Below are 22,890 nucleotides of genomic sequence, written 5' to 3'. Positions count from 1 at the left end.
CGGGGGGAGGGTTGGGGAGGGGCTCTCCCTTAATGACTCGCCTGCTCCTCGGCCGGCGCAGCGGCCGCGACATCGCCCGCTGCCGACGGATCGTTGCACATGGAGCGGTCGTCCATCTTGGCCATGATGGCGCGGACGTCGTCCAGTTCGAGCGTCACGACCTTGCCGTGGAACCTGCCGGCTGCGTTGGCCGTGGCCTCGTTATAGGAGGCACGGAAGGGCTCATCCAAACCCGGCACGCTCCGCGGACCGGGGGCGAAGAGCACCTCCGCGCCGATCGCCGAGCCGCGCACGCCTGCGCGATCCTCCGGACCTGCCGCATCGAGCACGACCACCTGATAAAGATCGGCCTCCTCCTTTTTGGCGAGGCCGCCTGCGACGCGCAAGGCGGTCCTGATCCGATCCGGCCCGGTTGCCCGGTCCGTCTTAACATGCATGCGGATCCACCGCTGCCCCTTGTGGTCGAGCTTCAAGGTCCGGAGCGCGGTGCATTCGAGGCCGGAGGCGGAGGGCCCCGCGAAGCGGGTCAGTATCTTGTCGCGACCGACATAGACCGCGGCACCGCCGGATGCGGCGGAGACCCCGAAGGCGGCGGACAGGATGATCACCAGCCGCTTCGAAGGGCGCAATTTGCTGAGAATGGCCTTCAAGGGATGGCTCCGCTGTCGTCGTAATGGATCGCAAGAAAGGCCCGAAGGCGTCTTCGAAGATAGACGAGCCACCTTTCGGAAAGTTTAAACGGAGGCCTCCGGCAGGCGGCCAGAGATTGACTTTCTTCCGCAGCTTGTCCATTGCGCCATGCACAACGTCGCTGTAGGCGGGAATCCCCCGTAACCAGGAAGAGGCGGTATGCACAAGGTTATTTTCGATACGGATCCGGGCGTCGACGATGCGATGGCCCTCCTCTTTCTGCACCGTCACCCGGCCATAGAGCTGCTCGGCATCACCACGGTCTTCGGCAATGCCTCGATCGAGACGACGACGCGCAATGCGTTGTTCCTCAAAGGGGCATGGAATATTGCCGCACCGGTTGCCAGGGGCATGGGCGAGACGTTCGATGCCGGCCGGCCGCATGTCGAATGGCCGACGGGCATTCACGGCGATGACGGGCTCGGCAATATCGGCGTGCCGGCGCAGATGGACCTGCCGCTCGACCCTCGTCCTGCCCACCGCTTCATCATCGACACCGTGCGCGCCAATCCCGGCGAGGTGACGCTCGTCGCCGTCGGCCGGATGACCAACCTGGCGCGCGCCTTGCGCGACGATCCCGAGATTGCCGCGCTCGTCAAGGCGGTGGTGATCATGGGCGGCGCCTTCGATGTTCCCGGCAACATCACGCCGGCGGCGGAAGCCAATATCCACGGCGACCCGGAAGCGGCCGATGTGGTGATGACGGCGCCATGGCCGGTGACCGTCATCGGTCTCGACGTGACGACGAAGACGGTAATGAGCCGCGCCATGCTCTCCGAGATCGCCGAACGCGGCGGTTCACCGGCGAGGCTTCTTTCCGACATCTCGCAATTCTACATCGACTTCTACGAGCACCATGTGGATGACGGCATGATCGTGCACGACAGCTGCGCCTGCGCCTATGTCGTCGCGCCCCAATTCTTTCAGACCCGTGGCGGCGCCATCCGGGTCCTTTGCGGCGGCATCGCCGACGGCCAGACCGTTCAAAAGCCGGATGGGCGACTGTTTCCCCCGAACGCCTGGGACGGCTTCCCAAGCCAGCAGGCCTGTATCGACATCGATGCCGAAGCGGTGCTGAAACTCATCGGCGATACGCTCGCGGGCGACAGCTAACCTCCAGGGAGCGCCCCTCCCCAACCCCTACCCACAAGTGGGAGGGGCTTGACCCGTCGCACTGCCGCTTGCTGACGCCGGCGCTGGGGAAGGGTTTTATCCGCGGACGGCCCGCAGCCGCCTTACGGCGAAAATCTTTTGCAGATAGCTGGCAGATGCGCCGCCGCCGGCTATCTTTATCCGTATGAAGCCGGACGCCTTGCTCTTTCCCGCCCCCAAAGGTCTCTACTGCCAATACGGGGATTTCTATATCGACCCGGTGCAACCGGTCGAGAGGGCACTCATCACCCACGGACATTCAGACCATGCGCGCGCCGGGCATGGCCATGTGCTCGCGACGCGCGAGACGCTCGACATCATGCGCCTGCGCTATGGTGACGACTTCTGCGGCGCGAGCCAAGACGCGCGCTTCGGCGAGACGATTTCGGTCGGCGGCGTGCGCGTCCGTTTCCACCCGGCCGGCCATGTGCTCGGCTCGGCGCAGATCTCCGTCGAGGCAGACGGGACGCGGATCGTCGTTTCCGGCGATTACAAGCGACGACCCGATCCGACCTGCCCGTCGTTCGAGCCGGTCGCCTGCGACGTCTTCATCACGGAAGCGACCTTCGGCCTGCCGGTCTTCCACCACCCGGACGACAAGGGAGAGATCGCGCGGCTCCTCCAGTCTCTCCGGCAGTTTCCGGAGCGTGCGCATGTGGTCGGCGCCTACGCCCTCGGCAAGGCACAACGCCTCATCGCGCTCATACGCCAGCAGGGCTACGACGCACCTATCCACATCCATGGCGCACTCGCCAGGCTGTGCGAATATTACCAGAGCCAGGGCATCGATCTCGGCGATATCCGTCCGGCAACGCTCGGCCAGGAAAACCGGCAGGACCTCGCCGGCGCTATCGTCCTCGGGCCTCCGGCGGCTTTTGCCGAGCGATGGGCGCGCCGTTTCGCCGATCCGCTCGCCATCTTCGCCTCCGGCTGGATGCTCATCCGACAGCGCGCCAAGCAGCGCGGCGTCGAGTTGCCGCTCGTCATCTCCGATCATTGCGACTGGGCCGAGCTCACGGCCACGATCCGCGAAATCGCGCCTGCCGAAGTCTGGGTGACGCATGGCCGTGAGGAGGCGCTGGTCCGCTGGTGCCAGTTACAGGGCATACCCGCCCGGCCATTGCACCTTGTCGGCTACGACGATGAGGGAGAGTGAGCGATGAGAGCATTCGCCGAATTGCTCGACCGGCTCGTGCTGACGCCGCAGCGAAACGGCAAGATTCGGTTGCTCGTCGACTATTTCCGCGGCGCACCCGATCCGAGCCGCGGCTACGCGCTGGCCGCGATCGCGGGCACGCTCTCGCTCAACACGGTAAAGCCGGCCCTCATTCGCGACCTGTTGCTCGAGCGCATGGACGACGTGCTGTTCCACTATTCCTACGACTATGTCGGCGACCTCGCGGAAACGGTCTCCCTCGCCTGGGAGCCGCCGCCGCACGTCGCCCCCGAGGACATTCCGCTCGGCGAGGTTGTCGAGCGGCTGCAGCGGGCCGGCCGCTCCGAGGTTCGCTCGCTCGTCCGCGACCTTCTGGACCGGCTCGACACCTCCGGCCGCTTCGCACTCCTCAAGCTCGCGACAGGAGGCTTGCGGATCGGGGTCTCGGCGCGGCTCGCAAAGCAGGCGCTTGCGGAGATGGGCGGCAAGGAGGTGAGCGAGATCGAAACGCTCTGGCACGGATTGGAGCCGCCATACCTGCCGCTTTTCCTCTGGCTCACCGGTGAGGCGGAGATGCCGGTGCTCAAGACACCTGCGGTCTTTCATTCGGTGATGCTCGCGACAGCGGTCGGAGAGGGCGATCTGGAGGGGCTCGACCCGGCCGACTTCGCGGCCGAGTGGAAGTGGGACGGCATCCGCGTCCAGCTCGCCAATGTCGGCGGGACTCGACGCCTCTACTCACGCAGCGGCGACGAGATATCCTCCGCCTTTCCCGAGATCATCGAGGCTGCCGATATCACCGGCGTCATCGATGGCGAGCTTCTGGTCGGCGGAACGATGCGCAGCAACCGCGCCACCGCGACATTCGCCGACCTGCAGCAAAGGCTGAACCGCAAGACCGTCAGTCGCAAGCTGATGGACGAGTTTCCGGCCTTCATCCGTGCCTACGATATTCTCTTTTCAGGCGAGCGCGATATCAGGCCCGAGCCCTTTCACCTCCGCCGCGAGGCGCTGTCGGCGCTGATCGAAGCGGCCTCGCCGCAGCATTTCGATCTCTCGCCGCTCGTCGGCTTTTCAAGCTGGAAGGAGCTTGACGAGCTGCGCTCCAACCCGCCCGATCCGGTGATCGAAGGCGTCATGCTGAAACGGCTGGATTCGCCCTATATGGCCGGACGGGCCAAGGGGCCCTGGTTCAAGTGGAAGCGGGCGCCCTTCAATATCGACGCCGTGCTGATGTATGCCCAGCGCGGCCATGGCAAGCGGTCCAGCTATTACTCCGATTTCACCTTCGGCGTCTGGGCGCAGGGTGAAGACGGGACGAGCCTCGTTCCCGTCGGCAAGGCCTATTTCGGCTTCACCGATGCCGAACTGGAGGTCCTCGACCGGTTCGTGCGCGACAATACGGTCGAACGCTTCGGCCCCGTGCGCGCGGTGCGCGCCGAACCCGACAGCGGCTTCGTCGTCGAGGTTGCCTTTGAAGGCCTCAACCGCTCCACGCGCCACAAATCCGGGGTCGCCATGCGCTTTCCGCGGATCGCACGCCTCAGACCCGACAAGCTGCCTCGCGATGCCGACAGGCTCGAAACACTGCAGGCGATGATCGGAACGCAACGCTGAAGCGCTTGCGACCACGCGTTACCGCAAGTTATTTCAGAAACCCCGAATGAAGGTTTGTTAAGGAGAGTCTGGAATTATCCGGGCTTGCTGCATGCCGTCCCCGCCCCCCTGTGGGCCACGTCCTGGAATTGCTCTTTTGAAGCCGCATCATGCCATGTCCCGTCTGTCGCGCTTTCTCACCCCCAGCTACCTTCCGGCCCTCATCGCGGCCGTTGTGGTAGTCGCCGCCGGGGTTCTCGCCGACAATCAGAACCGGATCGTTTCGGAGGCCCGGCTGCGCTCCGAGGTTGCCGACGCGCTCAACCCGATACGCTCGAGCCTCGAGAGCAGCGTCAACGGCAATATTCAGCTGGTCCGGGGCCTGATCGCCACGATCGAGACTGAACCCGACATGCAGCAGCAGCGCTTCGGAGAGCTCGCACGCAGCGTCTTCAGCGGCGGCTCGCAGCTTCGCAACATCGCCGCCGCGCCCGAACTGGTGGTCGCGATGGTCTACCCGCTGACGGGCAATGAGAAGGCGATCGGTCTCGATTACCGCGCGAACGACAAACAACGCAGTTCCGTCATGCGCGCAGTGGCATCCGGAGAGATGGTGCTCGCGGGCCCTGTCGACCTCGTGCAAGGCGGTCGCGGGCTGATCGGCCGCTTCCCCGTAACCACCGGTCCGGAAGGTGGCAGGCGCTTCTGGGGCGTTGTATCAGCGGTGATCGATGTCGATCGCCTTTATCGCGACAGTGGCCTTTCATCGCCGGCGCTCGACATCGACATCGCCATTGCCGGCCGCGACGGCACGGGGCGCGGCGGCCCGCATTTCTTCGGCGACCCGGCAATCTTCGAAAGCGCCCCTGTCGAGATGAGCGTATCCTTGCCCGGCGGTTCCTGGCGCATGGCCGCGATCCCCAAAGGCGGTTGGCCGACGACACCGCAGAATGCGTGGCAGGTCCGCTTCCTCATCATATTCGGCGGCCTGATGATCGTCGCTCCGATGATCGTCGCCGGCCGCCTCATGGCCGAGAGGCAGGCGAACTTTCGCGCATTGAGGCAGAGCAAGGATCAGCTTCAGGAGCTTTCGCACCGGCTGAGGATCGCGCTCGACACTTCGAAGATCGGCATATGGGAGCTCGACGTCGACAGCGGCACGCTCCTGTGGGACAGCCGCATGAAGGAGCTCTACGGCATCGGATCGTCGATGCGCGCGGTCTACGAGGACTGGCGGAACACGCTTCATCCCGACGATCTCGCCCGTGCCGAGGCGGAATTCGCCGAAACGCTCGCCACGGGCGGCGCATACAACACGGAATTCCGCATCCGCCTCCCGGGTGGGGAAGTCCGCCACGTCCGTGCAATCGGCTCGACCTATGCCGGAACGAACGGCAACAGGAAGATCGTCGGCGTCAACTGGGACGTGACGGCCGACGTGAAGACACGCGCGACGCTGTCGGAGGCCAAACGTCTCGCGGAAGCTCACAGTGCCGAGTTGGAGGCGGCACGCCATCGCATGGAATTCAACGCGCTGCACGATCCATTGACCGGTCTGCCCAATCGCCGCTTCCTGGACCAGATTCTCTTCGACCGCAGCCGGCGGGCCGACGCAAATGCGAAGATCAGCATCTTCCATATCGATCTCGACCGTTTCAAGCAGATCAACGACACGATGGGCCATGCAGCCGGAGACGAAATCCTGAAGCATGCGGCAAGCCTTTTGCGGGACAATGCACGCCAGGACGACTTCGTCGCCCGGATCGGCGGCGACGAGTTCGTCATCATTCGCGCAAGCGGCGGCGGCGACGAAGACGCGGCTCTGGCTTCCCGCGTGATCGAGGCGATGAGCGTTCCGGTGCGGTACGAAGATCAGGAATGCCGCATAGGCGTGAGCATCGGGATTGCCGCTCAAACCGATGCGACGGATGACCTTTCCCAGGTACTGGTCAACGCCGATATCGCCCTCTACGAGGCCAAGCGCCGGGGCCGCAACCGGCAAGAGACCTTTACGGGTGCGCTTAAGACCGCCGTGCTCCAGACGAAACAGACGGCCGACGAGATCCTGCGCGGTCTCGAGCAGAACGAATTCGTCGCGTATTTCCAGCCGCAGTTCTGTCCGAGCTCGCTCGACATCATCGGCGTCGAGGCACTCGCACGATGGGATCATCCCACCAAGGGGCTCCTCGGCCCGCACGCCTTTCTCAAGACGGCGGAGGACATCAATGTCGTCGCGGCGATCGATCAGAAGATTCTCGAACAGGCGCTCTTTCAGATCTATCGCTGGGAGGCAAACGGGATCTACGTGCCGAAGGTGTCGGTCAATCTCTCCTATCCGCGCCTGAGAGACGAGGGACTGATCGACCGGCTGGAGGAGCTTTCCATACCCGAGGGGCGGCTTTCCTTCGAACTGCTCGAATCGATTTCCTTCGACGAGAACGATGTGACGGTCATGTCCAACATCCGGCGCATCAAGGAACTCGGCATAGACATCGAGATCGACGACTTCGGTACCGGCTATGCCTCGATCCTGAGCCTGCTGAAGCTGACGCCACGCCGCCTGAAGATAGATCGGCAACTGGTGCTGCCTATTCTCGCCTCTCCGGCGGAGCGCCGGCTGGTGGCATCGATTATCGACATCGGCACATCGCTCGGGATCGAAGTGATCGCCGAAGGTGTCGAAACGCTCGAGCACGCCCGCATCCTCAAGGAAATGGAATGCCATGGTCTGCAGGGCTACGCCTTCGCCCGGCCGATGAACGCCAACGATCTTGCCACTTTCGTCTTCGAGCGGCGGTGGTGCGCCGCTTGACCGGGATCCGGACCCCGCTTTCAGAGGCGGACTGCACATACGCGGCATTTTCTTGCTGCTAAGGCTTGGCAGCCGTCCGGAAAATAGTCATAAAAACATATGCCTCCTGCCGCTGATGCGAACGCGCGGAACTCGTCCGCGTGACCCGTCCGGCGTCAGTCCTCGGGGGACCGAAGTCCCGACCTCCAATACACTCGGAAGGAGATAAACGATCGAATACGCGGAGAAATTGCTTTCTGTTTTCATTCTTGTCCCCTTCGCGGGAAGCCTCATTGCAATCTTCTTCCCGTCCGATCAGCGCGGTGCGATTTCCTGGTTCGCAGGTGCGATCGCGCTTGTCTGCTTCCTGGTGACCGCCGGCCTCTACCCCTACGTCGCCTCGGGCGGCGTCCTCCATTACCGGATCGACTGGGTTCCGCAACTCGGGCTGAACTTCACCCTCCGGATGGACGGCTTCGCCTGGCTGTTTTCGGCACTGATCACGGCGATCGGCGTTCTCGTCGTCCTTTATGCCCGCTACTATATGGCCGAGGAGGACCCGGTCCCGCGCTTTTTCGCGCTGTTCCTCGCCTTCATGGGATCGATGCTGGGCGTCGTTCTTTCCGGCAACCTCATTCTGCTCGCCGTCTTCTGGGAGCTGACCAGCATCGTCTCCTTCCTGCTGATCGGCTATTGGCACCATAACGCACACGCCCGCGACGGCGCCCGCATGGCGCTGACGATTACCGGCGTGGGCGGCCTCGCCATGTTCGTCGGCCTGATACTCATCGGCAAGATCGTCGGCAGCTACGAACTCGACGCGGTTCTCGCCTCGGGCGACGCGATCCGCAACCATCCGCTCTATGGCACGGTACTTGTCCTCGTCCTGCTCGGGGCGTTGACGAAGAGCGCCCAGTTCCCCTTCCATTTCTGGCTGCCGCACGCGATGGCGGCCCCGACGCCGGTTTCGGCCTATCTGCATTCGGCGACGATGGTGAAGGCCGGCGTCTTCCTGCTCGTGCGGTTCTGGCCGGTGATGGCCGGCACGGATGCTTGGTTCTGGATCGTGGGCCTTGCGGGCCTCACAACGCTCCTGCTCGGCGCCTATTTCGCGATTTTTCAGCAGGATCTGAAAGGACTCCTCGCCTATTCGACGATCAGTCATCTCGGGCTCATCACCGTTCTCCTGAGCCTCGGCAGTCCGCTGGCGGCCGTCGCCGCGGTCTTTCATATCGTCAACCACGCGACCTTCAAGGCCTCCCTCTTCATGGCGGCCGGCATCATCGACCACGAAAGCGGCACCCGCGACATGCGCAGGCTGAGCGGGCTTTTCCACTTCATGCCGATCACCGCGACGCTCGCCATGGTGGCGAGTGCCGCCATGGCCGGCGTGCCGCTGCTCAACGGATTTCTCTCCAAGGAGATGTTCTTCGCCGAGGCGATCGAGACGCATCTCGTCAACCCGCTCGACACGGCTACGCCCTATGTGGCGACGATCGCGGGCATGTTTGCAGTCACCTATTCCCTCCGCTTCATCCACGGCGTCTTCTTCGGCCGGCCACCGGCGGACCTCCCGAGAAAACCACATGAGCCACCCCGCTGGATGCGGGCGCCGGTCGACTTCCTCGTTCTTGCCTGTCTGGTCGTCGGTATTATTCCCGCCCAGACGATCGGTCCCTTCCTTCACACGGCCGTTCTCTCGGTCCTGCGCGAGGGAACGCCCGATTACAGCCTTTCGGTCTGGCACGGCTGGAACATTCCGCTGATCATGAGCTTCGTCGCGCTTTCGGGCGGCATCGGCCTTTACTTCCTGATGCGCTCCTATCTGGCGACGGCCGTCGAGGGTCCGCCGGTCTTCCGCCTGCTCCAGGGGCAGCGCATTTTCGAGCGCGTGCTGGTAACGCTTTCCTGGAAGTGGGCCCGATGGCTCGAACAGCGGCTCGGCACGCGTCGCCTCCAGCCGCAGATGCGTCTCCTCGTCTTTCTGGCGCTTGCGGCAGGGGCATCGCCGCTTCTTCTCGGCAATTTCGAACTGCCGCCGCTCGTGATCCGCGGCATCGATCCCGCCTTTGCCCTGCTTTGGGCGATAGGCATCGCCTGCGCCATCGGCTCCGCCTATCAGGCGAAATTCCACCGTCTCGCCTCGCTGGTCCTCCTCGGCGGAGCAGGGCTCGTCACCTGCATCACCTTCGTCTGGCTTTCCGCACCCGATCTTGCGGTCACGCAGCTCCTCGTGGAGATCGTCACCACCGTGCTCATTCTGCTCGGATTGCGCTGGCTTCCGAAGCGCATCGAGGAGCCGATGGCGGCGGAGGACATCTCGATCAGGGTCCGCCTGAGACGCTTGCGCGACCTGCTGCTGGCGATCGGCGCCGGCGGGGGAATGATGCTCATCGCCTACACGGTGATGACGCGGCCCCTCCCCGAAACCATTGCCAGCTATTTTCTCGAGCGCGCCTATCGGGAGGGCGGCGGCACAAATGTCGTCAACGTCATCCTCGTCGATTTCCGCGGCTTCGATACGCTTGGCGAGATCGCCGTGCTCTGCATCGTCGCGCTCACGGTCTTCGCGCTTCTCCTGCGCTTCCGCCCCCAGTCCGACAGCCTGGAGACGCCGGAGCAGCAAAGGGTGCAGAACGCCTTCGACGACGATCATCCCGACCGCGCCGCCGGCGACAGCGTCGCCGAATATCTCTTCATCCCGGCAGTGATCATGCGCTGGATGTTTCCGGTCACAGGAATGCTCGCGGCCTTTCTCTTCCTGCGCGGACATGATCTGCCGGGGGCGGCTTTGCCGCCGGCATCGCCATGTCGATCGGCTTTATCCTGCAATATATGTCCGGCGGAACCCGCTGGGTCGAGGAACGGCTCCGCATCCATCCGCTTCGCTGGATGAGCATCGGCCTGCTGGTCGCGACGGCCACGGGCGTCGGGTCCTGGTTCTTCGGCTATCCCTTCCTCACCTCCCACGCGCAATATGCAAGCCTGCCGGTCGTCGGCAAGTTTCCGCTCGCAAGCGCGATCCTCTTCGACCTCGGCGTCTTCTCGCTGGTGCTCGGCGCCACCGTTCTCATCCTCATCGCGCTGGCGCACCAGTCGGTCCGTGCGCCGCGTGCGCATGCGAAGGCCGCACGCTCGGACAAGGAGGCGGCACGCTAATGGAACTCATTCTTTCGGCCGGGATCGGCACGCTGACCGCATCGGGCGTCTATCTTCTCCTGAGGCCGCGAACATACCAGGTGATCATCGGGCTTTCGCTGCTCTCCTTCGCCGTCAATCTCTTCATCTTCGGCATGGGCCGGTTGCGGGTGAACGGCCCTCCGATCCTCGATCCCGGCGGCGTCGGCGATCTCGCCCGCTATACCGACCCGGTGCCGCAGGCACTGGTGCTGACGGCGATCGTCATCGGCTTCGCCATGACCGCACTTTTCCTCGTGGTGCTGCTCGCCTCCCGCGGCTTCACCGGAACCGACCATGTGGACGGAAGGGAGCAGCGCGGTGACTGATTGGCTCGATCATCTTCTCATCCTGCCGATCCTCCTGCCGCTTGCCGTGGCTGCGGTGCTGATCCCGATCAACGAGCGCGACCGCACATTGAAGGGGGCCATCGGCTTCGCGTCCACGCTCGTCGTCTTCATCCTCTCGATGATCCTCATGCGACTTGCCGCGGCCGGCACCGGCAGCCTGCCCGGATCAGGGGTCTATCAGCTCGGCAATTGGCCCGCCCCCTTCGGGATCGTCCTCGTGCTCGACCGCCTGTCGGCCCTGATGCTGTGCCTGACGAGCGGCCTTGCACTCGCCGCGCAGGCCTATTCCATGGCGCGGTGGCACACGGCCGGGCATCACTTCCATTCGCTTTTCCAGCTTCTCGTAGCCGGTCTCAACGGCGCCTTTCTCACGGGCGACCTCTTCAATCTCTTCGTCTTTTTCGAAATGATGCTGGCCGCCTCCTACGGCCTGCTCCTGCACGGCTCCGGTCCGCTGCGCGTGAAGGCGGGGCTGCATTATATCGCCGTCAACCTCGCCGCCTCGGCGCTGTTCCTGATCGGCGTCAGCCTGATCTACGGCGCCGCCGGCACGCTCAACATGGCCGACCTCGCGACGAAGCTCGCAGCCCTCGAACCGAGAAGCAGAACACTCGTCGAAATGGGCTCGGCCATCCTCGGCGTCGCCTTTCTCGTCAAGGCGGGCATGTGGCCGCTCAGCTTCTGGCTGCCCACGGCCTATGCCGCGGCGACGCCGCCGGTCGCAGGCGTCTTCGCGGTCCTGACCAAAGTCGGCATCTACGTCATCATCCGCCTGCATCTGCTCGTCTTCGGCACCGCGGCGGGCACATCGTCCGGTTTCGGCCAGGACTGGCTCGTCACCGGGGAATGCTGACGATCGCCTTCGGCGGTATCGGCGTGCTCGCCTCGCAGGCGATGGGCCGTCTTGCGGGCTACTCCGTTCTCGTATCCTCGGGGACCCTGCTCGCCGCGGTCGGCCTCGGCCACGACGGAATGCTCGCCGGCGCACTCTTCTATCTGGTCAGCTCGACACTGACGATCGGGGCCTTCTTCCTGTTGATCGAGCTCGTCGAACGCGGCCGGGACGCCGGCGCCGACGTTCTGGCCGTGACGATGGAAGCCTATGGCGATTTTGACGAGGACGAGGAGGAGGAAGAGGTCGGCGTCGCCATCCCCGGCACGATGGCCGTTCTCGGCCTCTGCTTCTGCCTCTGTGCCCTGCTGCTCGCCGGCCTGCCGCCTTTCTCCGGCTTCATCGCCAAATTCGCGCTCATCAGCGGCCTCTTCGACATGCCGGGCGCCGAGCTCGCGACCGCGATATCCGCCGCCGACTGGACCTATGTCACTCTCCTCATCCTGTCCGGGCTCGCTGCCATGATCGCGATGAACCGCATCGGCATCCGAACGTTCTGGGCGTCGATCGAGGGTACGATCCCGCGGGTCGTGGTGATCGAGATCACGCCGGTCGTCGTCCTGCTCGCAGCCTGCATCTTCCTGAGCCTGCAGGCGGGGCCCGCGATGCGCTACATGCAGGCGACGGCTGACGATCTGCTCGCGCCCCTCACCCACAGCGAGCGCGTGCTTTCGGCGCCGCGGGCCGGGAGCCAGTAGCGATGCGTACCTGGTTCCCCTACCCGCTGCTCTCGATCGCGCTCCTCCTCATGTGGCTGCTTCTGAGCCAGTCCGTGGCGCCGGGCTCAATCGTCCTCGGCCTGGTGGTCAGCACGGCTCTCGCATGGGTGACGCTCAACCTGCAGCCCGCCCGCTCGCGTCTCCACCGCTGGAGCCGGATCGCCGGATTCATCCTGCGCGTCGTCGGCGACGTCATCCGCTCCAATATCGCCGTCACGCTCATCATCCTGCGCGCAGGCAGGCGTCCGGTGAATGCGGGCTTCATGACGGTCAGCCTCGATCTCGCCGACGAGAACGCCCTGGCGCTGCTCGCCTGCGTCGTCACGGCGACGCCGGGCACCGCGTGGCTCGAATATGACCGTCGCCGGAAGATCCTGCTCTTCCACGTGCTCGACATCGACAACGAGGGCCTGTGGCGGAAAACGATCACGCGCTATGCGGCCGATTTGAAGGAGATATTCGAATGATGGAGCTTGCCGTCGTCTGGTCCGTGCTCGTCGCACAGACCATGCTTGCGCTGGCCATGGCCTTCGCGCTCTACCGCATGGCCAGAGGACCGAGGGCCCAGGACCGCATTCTCGGTCTCGACACGCTCTACATCAATGCGATGCTGATGCTCATCACCTTCGGTATCCGTACGGCGAATACGGTCTATTTCGAAACGGCGCTGATCATCGCAGTGATCGGCTTCGCCTCGTCCATCGCGTTGGCAAAATTCCTGATGCGCGGCGAGGTGATCGAATGAGCCATCTGACCGACCTTCCGCCATGGGCGGCGCTGCTCGTCTGCGGCCTGATGCTTATCGGCGCCGCGACCACCCTGATAGGATCGCTCGGGCTCCTGCGCCTGCCCGATTTCTACGCGCGCCTGCACGCCCCGACGATCGCGACCAGCGGCGGCACCATCCTCCTCTGCCTCGCGTCGATCCTCTGCTTCGCCGTCCTGCAGAGCCGCTGGGTGTTCCACGAAGTCCTCATCATCTTCTTCGTGACGGTGACGACGCCCGTGACCCTGATGCTGCTTGGCCAGGCGACCCTGTACCGCGACCGCTTCGAGGAACGGCAGGGCGTGCCGCCCAAGCAGAAACCCGCACCGGGTGAAGAATAGCTACTCGCCCGCCTGACGAAGCGCCTCCCGCGTCTCATCCAGGTGAAGCGCAAAACCGGACGCAGTCTGGTCTTCCAGTCCGGGGCGGAGCTGCATGCTTGGAATGAGATAGTCTCCGCCATTTTGCTGCCTATATGGAATGGGTGAGATGGTCCCGATCGTCCGCATCCTTTCCCGAAGACCCTCAGCGGCCTCAGTGAATCCGGCTTCGTCGAGGCGATCGGCGCGATAAGCCACGAAGGGAGGAAGCACGTCGTAGCCGGGATAATAGAGGATGCCGTGATTGATCGGGAACAGAAGGTCGTCGATCGGTCCGTTCACCCCGCGGGCCGAATAGTGCTCTTCCCAACCCCCGGCGGTGACGATCAGCATCGCGCGTTTGCCTGCCAGGCTGCCTTCGCCATAGCGGTCGCCCCAGCGCTTGTCGCTATGCTCGCCGACGCCATAGGCGAAACCGTAGGCGAACACCCGATCGACCCAGCCCTTGAGAATGGCAGGCATGGAAAACCACCAGAGCGGGAATTGGAGGATCAGAACGTCGGCCCACAGCAGCTTGTCGATCTCCCCCTTACATCTTCCGTCAAAGCACCGGTTTCGAAGGCTTTCTTGGACGCCGCGACCGGCACCAGCCGCGCATCCGGCGGCAAAAGGGGGAAATCGGCGTGACCGACTTCGGACTTCCAGCCGTCGGCATAGAGGTCAGAGATCCGCACTTCGTGACCTTGGTTCATGAGCTCCTCGACCGCGACGTCGCGGAGCGCTCCGTTGAGCGAACGCGATTCAGGGTGGGCAAAGACGAGCAGAATTTTCATGGATCATTCTCCTGATGGTAGGTCGCCTCACTGTAGCCGGAGCATCAATATTCCACTATATGTCTGGAATGGATATGATTGAGCCATATAATGGATAAATCAGACGTCACCCTCGAACGGATACGCACCTTCGTTCGCGTCTCGGAACGGGGCAGCTTGTCGGCAGTGGCGCGAGAACTCGGCATCGGCCAATCCACCGTGACGCGGCATCTGCGCGAACTCGAGGAGGCCGTCGGCGCGCCTTTGCTGAGCAGGACCACCCGGCGCGTCACGATGACCGACGAAGGCAGCCGCTACTATGCTCGAAGCGTCGAGATCCTGCGCCTGGTGGAACAGGCCAGCGACGAGGTGCGCGTTACGCGCGGCGCCCACGCCGGCACGATCCGCATCTCCTGCACGGCGGCTTTCGGTGTGCTGCATGTAAGCCGGCTTATCTTCGAATTTCAGGACGCCTATCCGGATATCGGCGTCGATTTGAGCCTTACCGATGAGCGGATCGACCTCGTGCGGGAGGGAATTGATGTGGCGCTCCGCCTGGGGCCTCTTACCGACAGTTCGATGCGGATGAAGGCGCTTGGCCAAAGCCGACGGCTGCTGGTGGCAGCGCCGGCCTACCTGGCGAAGCGAGGAAGACCGGCCACTCCACAGGAGCTCATCGGGCACGAAGGCATCCGGATGTCGAATGTGGCAGGCAGCGAAACCCTCGCCCTGCAGGGGCGGGATGGCAGGTACCACGCCGTTCCCTTCGGCGGTCGCTTGAGAGTGGACCATGGCCTCGCCGCACGCGAAGCGCTCGTCTCCGGACGCGGCATCGCGCCTGCGCATCGATGGCTTGTCGGCGATCTTCTGGAGGCGGGAAGGATCGAGGTCGTGCTGCCCGACTATTCGCTTCCTTCCGTGCCGCTCAACATGCTGGTCGTACCGGAACGCGCCGGCATCTCCCGGGTCCGCCTTCTCATCGACTTCCTCGCAAATGAGATCGGCAAGCTTCCGGGAATGGACCGTTCGCCGAACGGGCAATGATCAGCCGGCGCTTTTCTGCGGCGCCGCGTGTCTTATCAGGAAAGCTCGCTATAGCACTTTGAACGATGCCCGCCCGTTCAATCGCGCCCGCGGAAGCGGCGCTGATAGGCCGGGTCGTAGAGCGAGCTTTCGCGGAAATCCGATGCCTCCAGGCCCGGTCCGACGAAGATCAGCGCGGTGCGTTCGATCGGGTCCGCCGCGACCCTGGCTGCGATATCGCCGAGCGTGCCGCGGACGACGCGTTCGTCCGGCCAGGAGGCCTTGGCCACGATCGCGACCGGGCAGTCGGCGCCGTAAAGCGGCGTCAGCTCCTCGACCACCTGACCGAGCGCGTGAATCGCAAGATGGATCGCAAGCGTCGAACCGGTGGCGCCGAAGGCGGCGAGCGTCTCGCTGTTCGGCATCGGCGAGGCACGACCAGAGACGCGGGTCAGCACCAGACTCTGCGCGACCGCCGGGATCGTCAGCTCGCGGCCGAGCGTCGCGGCAGCGGCAGCGAAGGCGGGGACGCCCGGGGTCATCGTGTAGGCGATCCCATTCTTCTCCAGCCGGCGGATCTGTTCTGCCACCGCGCTCCAGACGGAGAGATCGCCGGAATGCAGCCGGGCGACATCGTCGCCGGCTTCGGCGGCGCGGACATATTCCGCCTCGATCTCGTCAAGCGACATCGGCGCCGTATCGATAATGCGAGCGCCCGGCGGGCAATATTGCAAGAGCTCGGGCGATACGATCGAACCGGCGTAGAGGCAGACGGGGCAGCGGCCGATCAGGTCCCTGCCCCTGATCGTGATGAGGTCTGCCGCGCCCGGGCCTGCGCCGATGAAATGAACCGTCATGATCTGTCCTCTCGAAAAAAGCATGGCTCGTAGATCGGCTCACGCCTTGATCCACGACCATTGCGTGACCGGCATCGCCGGCCGCCAGCCCGTCATGGCGCCGACGGGCGAGGCCCGGGCGATGTCGATGCGGATCAGCGAGCCGCCGAACCGCGCGTGTCGGGCGAGCAGCACCGCTTCCATCTCCGTCGTCACGGCATTGGCGACGAGACGTCCGCCGGGCGCGAGTGCCGCAACCGCCGCCTCCATTACCCCGGGCTTGCTGCCGCCGCCGCCGATGAAGATCGCGTCCGGCTGCGGAAGGCCGCGCAGCGCCTCCGGCGCCTGCCCTTCGGCGACCACAAGCCCCGGAACGCCGAAGCGGGCGGCGTTGCGGCCGATCCGCGCAGCCCGTTCGGACGACGCCTCTATGGCGACGGCGCGCATCGCCGGATCGGCAAGCATCCATTCGATCGCGATCGAGCCTGAGCCGGCGCCGATGTCCCAGAGGAGTTCGCCCTTGCGCGGCGCGAGCGCCGAGAGCGTCAGCGCCCGCACCTCCCGCTTGGTGATCTGGCCGTCATGCTCGAAAAACCGATCGTCCAGGCCGCTGGCAAGCGTCAGAACGCGTGCATCGGCATCGGCCACCACCTCAAGTGCGCAGACGTTCAGAGCGTCGAGGTCCTCCATCGCGAAGCCGGAAGCGAGGTGGCGGGAGACACGCTCGCTTGCGCCGCCGAGCGCTTCGAGAACCGTAAGCCGTGACTGACCGAATCCGCTTTCTGCAAGCAGCCCGGCAAGCGCCTTCGGCCCGTTCTCGTCCGAGGTCAGCGCCAGAACGCGCGCGCCCGGCTGAAGATGCGGCCGTATGAGATCGAGCGGACGGCCGTGCAGCGAAACGGTCGCGACCTCCTGCAGCGGCCAGCCTAGCCGGGAAGCGGCGAGGCTGAAGGCGGACGGCGCGGGGATGGTGCGCATTTCCGCGGCATCGACGCGGCGCGCCAGCGTGGCGCCGACGCCGTAAAGAAACGGATCGCCGGAGGCGAGCACAACGACAGGGCTGCCGCGCCGGGCGACGATCGCCTCCACCGATTTTTCAAAGGGGCTCTGCCAGCTATGGCGTTCGCCGCCGATCAGCGGCGCGGCGAGTTCCAAATGGCGGGCCCCGCCGAAGACGACGGGAGCTGCCTTTATCAGGCGCTTGGCCTCGTCGCCGAGACCGGCTACACCGTCTTCTCCGATACCGATCACGATGAGCCAGGGAGCGACGATGGCCGAGCCACTGTTCGACATGTCAGCCACGGGCAGACCTCGCATTCTGATCCTGGGTGGAACGACCGAGGCGCGGCAGCTCGCAGAGCGCCTGGTCTGCGAACGGCATTACGATGCGGCGATCTCGCTTGCCGGCCGTACCGCCGATCCCCGCCCGCAGCCGCTTCCGACGCGCATCGGCGGCTTCGGCGGCGCCGAAGGGCTTGCCGCCTTTCTGCGCGAACGAAAGATCGCCCTGCTGATCGATGCGACGCACCCCTTCGCCGCCCGCATCTCGCTCAACGCCGCCGCAGCGGCCAAGATGACCGGAACGCCGCTCCTTGCGCTCCGCCGCCCCGCCTGGGCGGCAGAGCCCGGCGATCGATGGACCTGCGTCGGAAGCGTCGCGGAAGCGGTGTCCGCGTTGGGCGAGGAGCCGCGCCGCGTCTTGCTGGCAATCGGCCGGCAGGAGGCTTACCATTTCGAGAAGGCGCCGCAGCACAGCTACGTCGTGCGCAGCGTCGATCCGGTGATGCCGCCGCTCGATCTGCCGGATGTCACCGCCATCCTCGCCTCCGGCCCCTTTGCGCAGACCGACGAAACAGAACTGCTCGAACGCCACGGGATCGACGTCATCGTCGCCAAGAACAGCGGCGGTGCGGCCACCTACGGCAAGATAGCGGCGGCGCGTCACCTCGGGATCGAGGTGGTGATGGTCGAGCGCCACAAGCCTGCCGACGTTCAATCGGTCGGCGACTGCGACGAGGCGCTCGAACGCATCCGTCAATGGCTTTCTCCGGTGAAGGACCGCGGCGTGTAGACGAGGTCGTGCTTACCCTCGCGGGCGATGGTGCGCGTCTCCGGCGAACCGATGATCACGCAGGTCGCCATGTCGGCGCGGTCGGGGTCGGCCTCACCGAGCGGCATGACCGCGATGCGCTCGTCCGCCCGGCCGGCGGCGCGGCCGAAGATAACCGGAACGCGGGCCGGCAGCACCTGCCGAAGAACCTCGAAGGCCTCGCCGAGCTGCCAAGGACGCGCCTTGCTGATCGGATTGTAGAGCGCGATGACGAGCCCCGCTTCGGCGGCAAGCCTCAGTCGTCTGGTGATGACATCCCACGGCTTCAGGTTGTCGGAAAGCGACATGGCGCAGAAATCGTGTCCGAGTGGTGCCCCGATCCGGGCTGCGACCGCGAGCATCGCGGTGACGCCGGGCGTGATCGTGAGATCGACCTCACGCCATTCCTGCGGCCCCTTGTCGATCGCCTCGCAGACGGCGGCCGCCATCGCGAAGATGCCGGGATCGCCGCCGGAGACGACGCAGACATCCGCCCCGGCTGCGGCGCGCGCGAGTGCTGCCCGGGCACGGTCCAGTTCCTCGCGATTGTCCGAAGCGATGCGCCGTTGATCCGCCCGAAGATGCAGGCGATCTAGATAGGGGCCGTAGCCGAAGAACTCGGTCGCGACCGCAATCGCATCCTCGGCCTCGGGCGTCATTTGCGCCGGATTGCCGGGGCCGGTGCCGACGATGAAGAGCTTTCCGGTCATGCGCTGCCCTCCGATCCGGGCCTTTCCTTCCGGCCGGGCCTGTCCTTCCAGCCAGGGACGAGCACCAGCGAGAAATAGGGCGCCTCGTCGTCCGGCTTCTCGCCGAGCGGAACCATCGCCGCATTCCTCATGGTGCCGCGCTCGACATAGACGGCCGCCTCGAGCCGGCCTGCCGCCGCCAGCGCCCGGCGGATCTTTGGCAGGTTGCGGCCGACCTTCATGATGACCGCGGCTTGCGTGTCGGCGAGGCGGCGCTGAAGCTCGCCCTCGCTCATCGTGCCGGGGAGAACCGAGAGCACGTCGTCGCCCTGCACCAGCGGCAGCCCCGCCAGCGACCAGCAGCCCGACATTGCGGTGATGCCCGGAATGACCTCGGCCGGGAAGCGGCCGGCAAGCCGCACATGAAGGTGCATGTAGGAACCGTAGAAAAGCGGATCGCCCTCGCTCAGCACCGCGACCGTCCGTCCGGCGAGGAGATGCGCCGCGACGACCTCGGCCGAGGCGTCGTAGAAATCGGTGATCTGGCGCTTATAGGCGTCGTGATCCTTGTCGATCTCGGTCGTTACCGGGTAGTAGAGCGGCAATTCGGTCATGTCCGGCTTCAAAAGACCTTCCACCACCGCGCGGCCGTTGCCGTTGCGTCCGGCCTTGGCGAAATAGGCGACGACATCCGCTTCGCCGAGTGCCCGGACGGCCTTTACGGTCAGGAGTTCAGGATCGCCGGGACCCGTTCCGACGCCGATAAGACGGCCTGATTCCACGCCGCTCACAGGCCCGGCCTCGCAAGAGAATTCAGCGCGGCGGCGGTCATCGCACTGCCGCCCAAACGGCCGCGAACGATCGCAAAGGGAACGCCATAGGAATTTTCGGCAAGCGCGTCCTTCGATTCGGCCGCACCGACGAAACCGACGGGCATTCCGAGGATCGCCGCCGGCTTCGGCGCGCCGTCGCGCAGCATTTCGAGCAGATAGAAGAGCGCTGTCGGCGCATTGCCGATCGCAACCACGGAGCCAGCCATCCGCTCGCCCCAGAGCTTCAGCGCCGCTGCGGAACGCGTATTGCCGATCTCGGTGGCGATCTCCGCGGTACGCGCATCGCGAAGCGTGCAGATCACCTCGTTGCCGGCGGGCAGCCGGGCGCGCGTCACGCCATGGGCGACCATTTCGGCGTCGCAGAAGATCGGCGCGCCGTCTTTCAGCGCCGCGCGCGCGGCGGAGACGAAGCCGGGCGAGAACACGAATTGTCGCACCGCCTCGACCGATCCGCAGGCATGAACCATGCGTATGGCGAGATCGGCTTCTTCTTCCGAAAATCCGGAAAGGTCGGCTTCCGCGCGGATGATCGCGAAGGAACGCTCATAGATGGCGTTGCCATCGCGGATGTAATCGTAATCAGGCATTTCTATCCCTGTTCAAACGCGGCGGCGATGCGCGCGGTCCCGAGCCGTGTAAGACAGGACAGCGCCGATTCGCCAGCGTCTTTGTTTTCCCGCACGAGCGCGTTCAGCGCGCCGAACGCAGATCCTATTCCGTTTTCATCCCTGTAGGCACTCGACGCGACGGAAGCAGTGCCATTTACGACAAGCGCATATCCTGATGGCGCACCGACGAGCGTCAGCGGCGACGCCGTGGGTCTGGCGCAACCCTTGGGACAGCCGGAGAGATGCACCGTCACCGAACCGTCGAGGAGATCCGGCGCGGATTCGACCAACAGCCTCGCCGTCGCCTTTGTGTCCATGCGCGCCGAGGCGCAGGCGAGGCCCGCGCAAGTGGCTATGTGATTGCGCGGATCGTCGGAGGCGACCAGAAAACCGTGCGAGCAGGCAAGTCGTTGCACGACGGCCGCCGTTTCGCCCGAGAGACCGAGGACGAACAGACCGCGCGGGGGTGCCAAGCGTATCTCGTTTGCGCCGAGTTCCTCCGCCTGTCGGAGGAATGCGACGAGACTGCCCGCATCGGTTTGCGCGAAGGCCAGGCCGACGCCGAGCACGGTGCCGGCACTGCCGAAGTGGTGGATGCCCGCCGGTGGCGGCGAAAAAGCGGGACCGTCCGCGCGCGGCAGGGCATCGCCGGCCGCCGCGCGCTGCCGAAGAAGATCGGCATCAAGGTCGCGGGCCCGGCTAGCGGGGCCGAGTGCAGCGAGATCTCCCAGGATTTCGAGAACGATAGGGACGATTTCGTTCGATTCCAAGAGCGCGACGGGCTTTGCCGAGCGCGCCGTCCCGCCGAGCGAAAGCAGCCATCGCACGCCGTCCTCATGCTCGAACGCAGAGACACGCAGGTCGGCGGTCAGGCTTCCCAGGTGGAAGCGGCCGCCTCCATCCACGACGATCGAAAGTTTCGGCGCGAGCCTGAGCGCCTCACCCGCGCCGGAGATCGCCATGCGCAGCGCGCGGGCGAGCGGGCGAGGATCGGCGATTTCGTCCGGGTCGAATCCGGCAAGCGGCGGCGTCTCGATCGCCACCCCTTCGGCAATGGCTATCTCCGCCGCCCCGATCGCTTCGGCGAGCGCCGGAACGCTTTCCGGCGTCAGGCCGCGGATCTGCAGGTTGCCGCGTGCCGTGACCTCAATGATCCCGCTGCCGCATGTCGCAGCCGCACCGGCAATCGCCCTCATCTCGGCCGGCGTGAGGCCGTCGCCTGCCGGTCGCAGCCGCACGAGCAGGCCGTCCCCGGTCTGCATCGGCGCCGCCAGCGAAGGACAGCTCCCGCGGCGCATCGATGCGCCGGTCGCAGATCGGTCGGCTCGTGGAGCGGCGCAGCTTTTCATTCGTCTCGGTAATCCTTCGGTTTCTGCGAGCCAACCCGGCACGCCTGATCGATCGAGCCTATATCACAGGGCGAACGTCGAGAGAGATCAAAGATCTGCCGCCGAGAGCAGGGGCAACGCCCGATTACTCTTCGAAATCGGCGCCCTTGCGCAGCAGATAAATATCCATGATCCAGCCCATCCGCTCGCGCGACGCGGCCCGCGCTTCGAGAATCCGCTCTTTCACCTCGGCGAGGCGCCCTGAAATGACGATCTCGTCGGGCGTGCCGAGATAGGCCCCCCAATAGATCTCGGCGTCCGGATCCTCGATCTTCCGGAACGCCTGCTCGCCGTCGAGCATGACGACGGCCGTCTCGCTTTTGTGCGGAAAACTTTCGGCGAGCCGCCGGCCAGTGGTGATTTCCACCGGCTTGCCGACGAGGTTCAACGGGATGCGATGGCTGGCACAGAGCGCCTGCAGGCTGGTAATGCCCGGAATGACGTCGTAGCCGAAGGCCACCCGGCCGTGCGACTTCACGCGTTCCACGATGCGGATCGTGCTGTCATAGAGCATCGGATCGCCCCAGACGAGGAAGGCGCCGGTCTGGCCTTCCGCAAGCTCGCTCTCCAGCAGCGCCTCGTAGGCGGCGGCGATGCCCGCATGCCACTCGTCCACGCTTTCCACGTAGCTGCGGCCTTCGGTACGGCGGACGGGCACCGCGAATTCGACGGTGCGGCTGCCGGCCCGCGTCACGTAACGGGCGCATATCGCGCGGCGCAGCTCGGCCAGCTCGGTCTTTTTCTCCCCTTTGGTGGGGATGAAGAGCACATCGGCCCGATTCAGCGCATTGATCGCCTGAACCGTCATGTGCTCGGGGTTGCCGGCACCGATACCGATGATCAGGACGTGTCGCATGCCGTCTCCCATTGCGCCACCCGCATAGTCGGGCAATCCCACCCGCATAATCGCGTCAGTCACACCCGCATAATCGGGCCAGTCCCGCCCGCATTATCGGGCCAGTCTTTGACGGATCGCCGCGGCAGGTGCAAGGCCCATTCGCGA

General features: G+C 65.1%; 18 protein-coding genes and 3 pseudogenes. 12 read left to right on the top strand and 9 right to left on the bottom strand.

Features of this window, described 5'->3' with window-relative positions; all coding sequences use genetic code 11:
- Positions 1-29 precede the first annotated feature (29 nt).
- The gene (locus tag N0Q91_RS03095; RefSeq protein ID WP_275597308.1) at positions 30-650 is read right to left on the bottom strand and encodes a hypothetical protein; all 621 of its coding nucleotides are present in this window, start codon (positions 648-650) and stop codon (positions 30-32) included.
- A 199-nt stretch (positions 651-849) separates the two neighbouring features.
- Here N0Q91_RS03095 and N0Q91_RS03090 point away from each other — a divergent pair, with 199 nt between their 5' ends.
- The 10 genes and pseudogenes from N0Q91_RS03090 (at position 850) to mnhG (ending at position 13,630) form a co-directional block, all read left to right on the top strand.
- Positions 850-1,803, top strand: coding sequence for a nucleoside hydrolase (locus tag N0Q91_RS03090; RefSeq protein ID WP_275597307.1), 954 nt, complete (start codon positions 850-852; stop codon positions 1,801-1,803).
- Positions 1,804-1,987: 184 nt separating this feature from the next.
- Positions 1,988-2,998: a ligase-associated DNA damage response exonuclease gene (locus tag N0Q91_RS03085; RefSeq protein WP_275597306.1), complete on the top strand. Its 1,011-nt coding sequence runs from the start codon at positions 1,988-1,990 to the stop codon at positions 2,996-2,998.
- 3 nt (positions 2,999-3,001) lie between these two features.
- The gene (locus N0Q91_RS03080; protein WP_275597305.1) at positions 3,002-4,615 is read left to right on the top strand and encodes a cisplatin damage response ATP-dependent DNA ligase; all 1,614 of its coding nucleotides are present in this window, start codon (positions 3,002-3,004) and stop codon (positions 4,613-4,615) included.
- A 154-nt stretch (positions 4,616-4,769) separates the two neighbouring features.
- A complete protein-coding gene (locus N0Q91_RS03075) occupies positions 4,770-7,406 on the top strand; it encodes a bifunctional diguanylate cyclase/phosphodiesterase (RefSeq protein ID WP_275598083.1) in 2,637 nt (878 codons plus the stop codon).
- 229 nt (positions 7,407-7,635) lie between these two features.
- Positions 7,636-10,544, top strand: a pseudogene (locus N0Q91_RS03070) (monovalent cation/H+ antiporter subunit A).
- Positions 10,544-10,891 (top strand): Na+/H+ antiporter subunit C, encoded by a 348-nt coding sequence (locus N0Q91_RS03065; RefSeq protein ID WP_100672859.1) that lies wholly within the window; start codon positions 10,544-10,546, stop codon positions 10,889-10,891. The pseudogene N0Q91_RS03070 and the gene N0Q91_RS03065 overlap by 1 nt, the downstream one beginning before the upstream one ends.
- Positions 10,860-12,502: pseudogene (locus tag N0Q91_RS03060) on the top strand (monovalent cation/H+ antiporter subunit D). Before N0Q91_RS03065 ends, N0Q91_RS03060 begins: the two are co-directional and overlap by 32 nt.
- 2 nt (positions 12,503-12,504) lie before the next feature.
- A complete protein-coding gene (locus N0Q91_RS03055; RefSeq protein ID WP_275597303.1) occupies positions 12,505-12,990 on the top strand; it encodes a Na+/H+ antiporter subunit E in 486 nt (161 codons plus the stop codon).
- Entirely contained in the window at positions 12,987-13,268 is a 282-nt protein-coding gene (locus N0Q91_RS03050; protein ID WP_003528834.1) for a K+/H+ antiporter subunit F, read from the top strand. Before N0Q91_RS03055 ends, N0Q91_RS03050 begins: the two co-directional genes overlap by 4 nt.
- Positions 13,265-13,630 (top strand): monovalent cation/H(+) antiporter subunit G, encoded by a 366-nt coding sequence (mnhG, locus tag N0Q91_RS03045; protein WP_100672857.1) that lies wholly within the window; start codon positions 13,265-13,267, stop codon positions 13,628-13,630. The genes N0Q91_RS03050 and mnhG overlap by 4 nt, the downstream gene beginning before the upstream one ends.
- On the opposite strand, the pseudogene N0Q91_RS03040 reads toward mnhG, so the two are convergent.
- Positions 13,631-14,442 (bottom strand): annotated as a pseudogene (locus N0Q91_RS03040) (NAD(P)H-dependent oxidoreductase).
- Positions 14,443-14,532: 90 nt separating this feature from the next.
- Here N0Q91_RS03040 and N0Q91_RS03035 point away from each other — a divergent pair.
- Positions 14,533-15,465, top strand: a complete 933-nt coding sequence (locus N0Q91_RS03035) for a LysR family transcriptional regulator (protein WP_275597302.1) — start codon at positions 14,533-14,535, stop codon at positions 15,463-15,465.
- 77 nt (positions 15,466-15,542) lie between these two features.
- Here N0Q91_RS03035 and cobM read toward each other — a convergent pair whose 3' ends face one another.
- The gene (cobM, locus tag N0Q91_RS03030; RefSeq protein WP_275597301.1) at positions 15,543-16,301 is read right to left on the bottom strand and encodes a precorrin-4 C(11)-methyltransferase; all 759 of its coding nucleotides are present in this window, start codon (positions 16,299-16,301) and stop codon (positions 15,543-15,545) included.
- Positions 16,302-16,340: 39 nt separating this feature from the next.
- Positions 16,341-17,573 carry a precorrin-6y C5,15-methyltransferase (decarboxylating) subunit CbiE gene (gene cbiE, locus N0Q91_RS03025; protein WP_275597300.1) on the bottom strand — a complete coding sequence of 411 codons (1,233 nt, stop codon included), beginning with the start codon at positions 17,571-17,573 and terminating at the stop codon, positions 16,341-16,343.
- Between cbiE and N0Q91_RS03020 the strand changes: the two genes are divergently transcribed.
- Positions 17,551-18,351: a cobalt-precorrin-6A reductase gene (locus tag N0Q91_RS03020; protein ID WP_275597299.1), complete on the top strand. Its 801-nt coding sequence runs from the start codon at positions 17,551-17,553 to the stop codon at positions 18,349-18,351. The genes cbiE and N0Q91_RS03020 overlap by 23 nt on opposite strands.
- Here the strand turns inward: N0Q91_RS03020 and N0Q91_RS03015 are convergent.
- From N0Q91_RS03015 to cobF, 5 genes are all read right to left on the bottom strand, one after another.
- The gene (locus N0Q91_RS03015) at positions 18,315-19,079 is read right to left on the bottom strand and encodes a precorrin-3B C(17)-methyltransferase (RefSeq protein ID WP_100672853.1); all 765 of its coding nucleotides are present in this window, start codon (positions 19,077-19,079) and stop codon (positions 18,315-18,317) included. The genes N0Q91_RS03020 and N0Q91_RS03015 overlap by 37 nt on opposite strands.
- Positions 19,076-19,849: a precorrin-2 C(20)-methyltransferase gene (locus N0Q91_RS03010; RefSeq protein ID WP_275597298.1), complete on the bottom strand. Its 774-nt coding sequence runs from the start codon at positions 19,847-19,849 to the stop codon at positions 19,076-19,078. The genes N0Q91_RS03015 and N0Q91_RS03010 overlap by 4 nt, the downstream gene beginning before the upstream one ends.
- Positions 19,846-20,478: a precorrin-8X methylmutase gene (locus N0Q91_RS03005; RefSeq protein ID WP_018096649.1), complete on the bottom strand. Its 633-nt coding sequence runs from the start codon at positions 20,476-20,478 to the stop codon at positions 19,846-19,848. Before N0Q91_RS03005 ends, N0Q91_RS03010 begins: the two co-directional genes overlap by 4 nt.
- 2 nt (positions 20,479-20,480) lie before the next feature.
- Positions 20,481-21,848 (bottom strand): precorrin-3B synthase, encoded by a 1,368-nt coding sequence (gene cobG, locus N0Q91_RS03000; RefSeq protein WP_275597297.1) that lies wholly within the window; start codon positions 21,846-21,848, stop codon positions 20,481-20,483.
- Between the two features lie 124 nt (positions 21,849-21,972).
- The gene (gene cobF, locus N0Q91_RS02995; protein WP_275597296.1) at positions 21,973-22,743 is read right to left on the bottom strand and encodes a precorrin-6A synthase (deacetylating); all 771 of its coding nucleotides are present in this window, start codon (positions 22,741-22,743) and stop codon (positions 21,973-21,975) included.
- Between the last annotated feature and the right edge of the window lie 147 nt (positions 22,744-22,890).

This window comes from Sinorhizobium prairiense, assembly GCF_029201645.2.
GTDB lineage: Bacteria > Pseudomonadota > Alphaproteobacteria > Rhizobiales > Rhizobiaceae > Sinorhizobium > Sinorhizobium meliloti_A.
The sequence above is the reverse complement of the archived record's forward strand: the minus strand, read 5'-3'. Positions and strand labels throughout refer to the sequence as shown.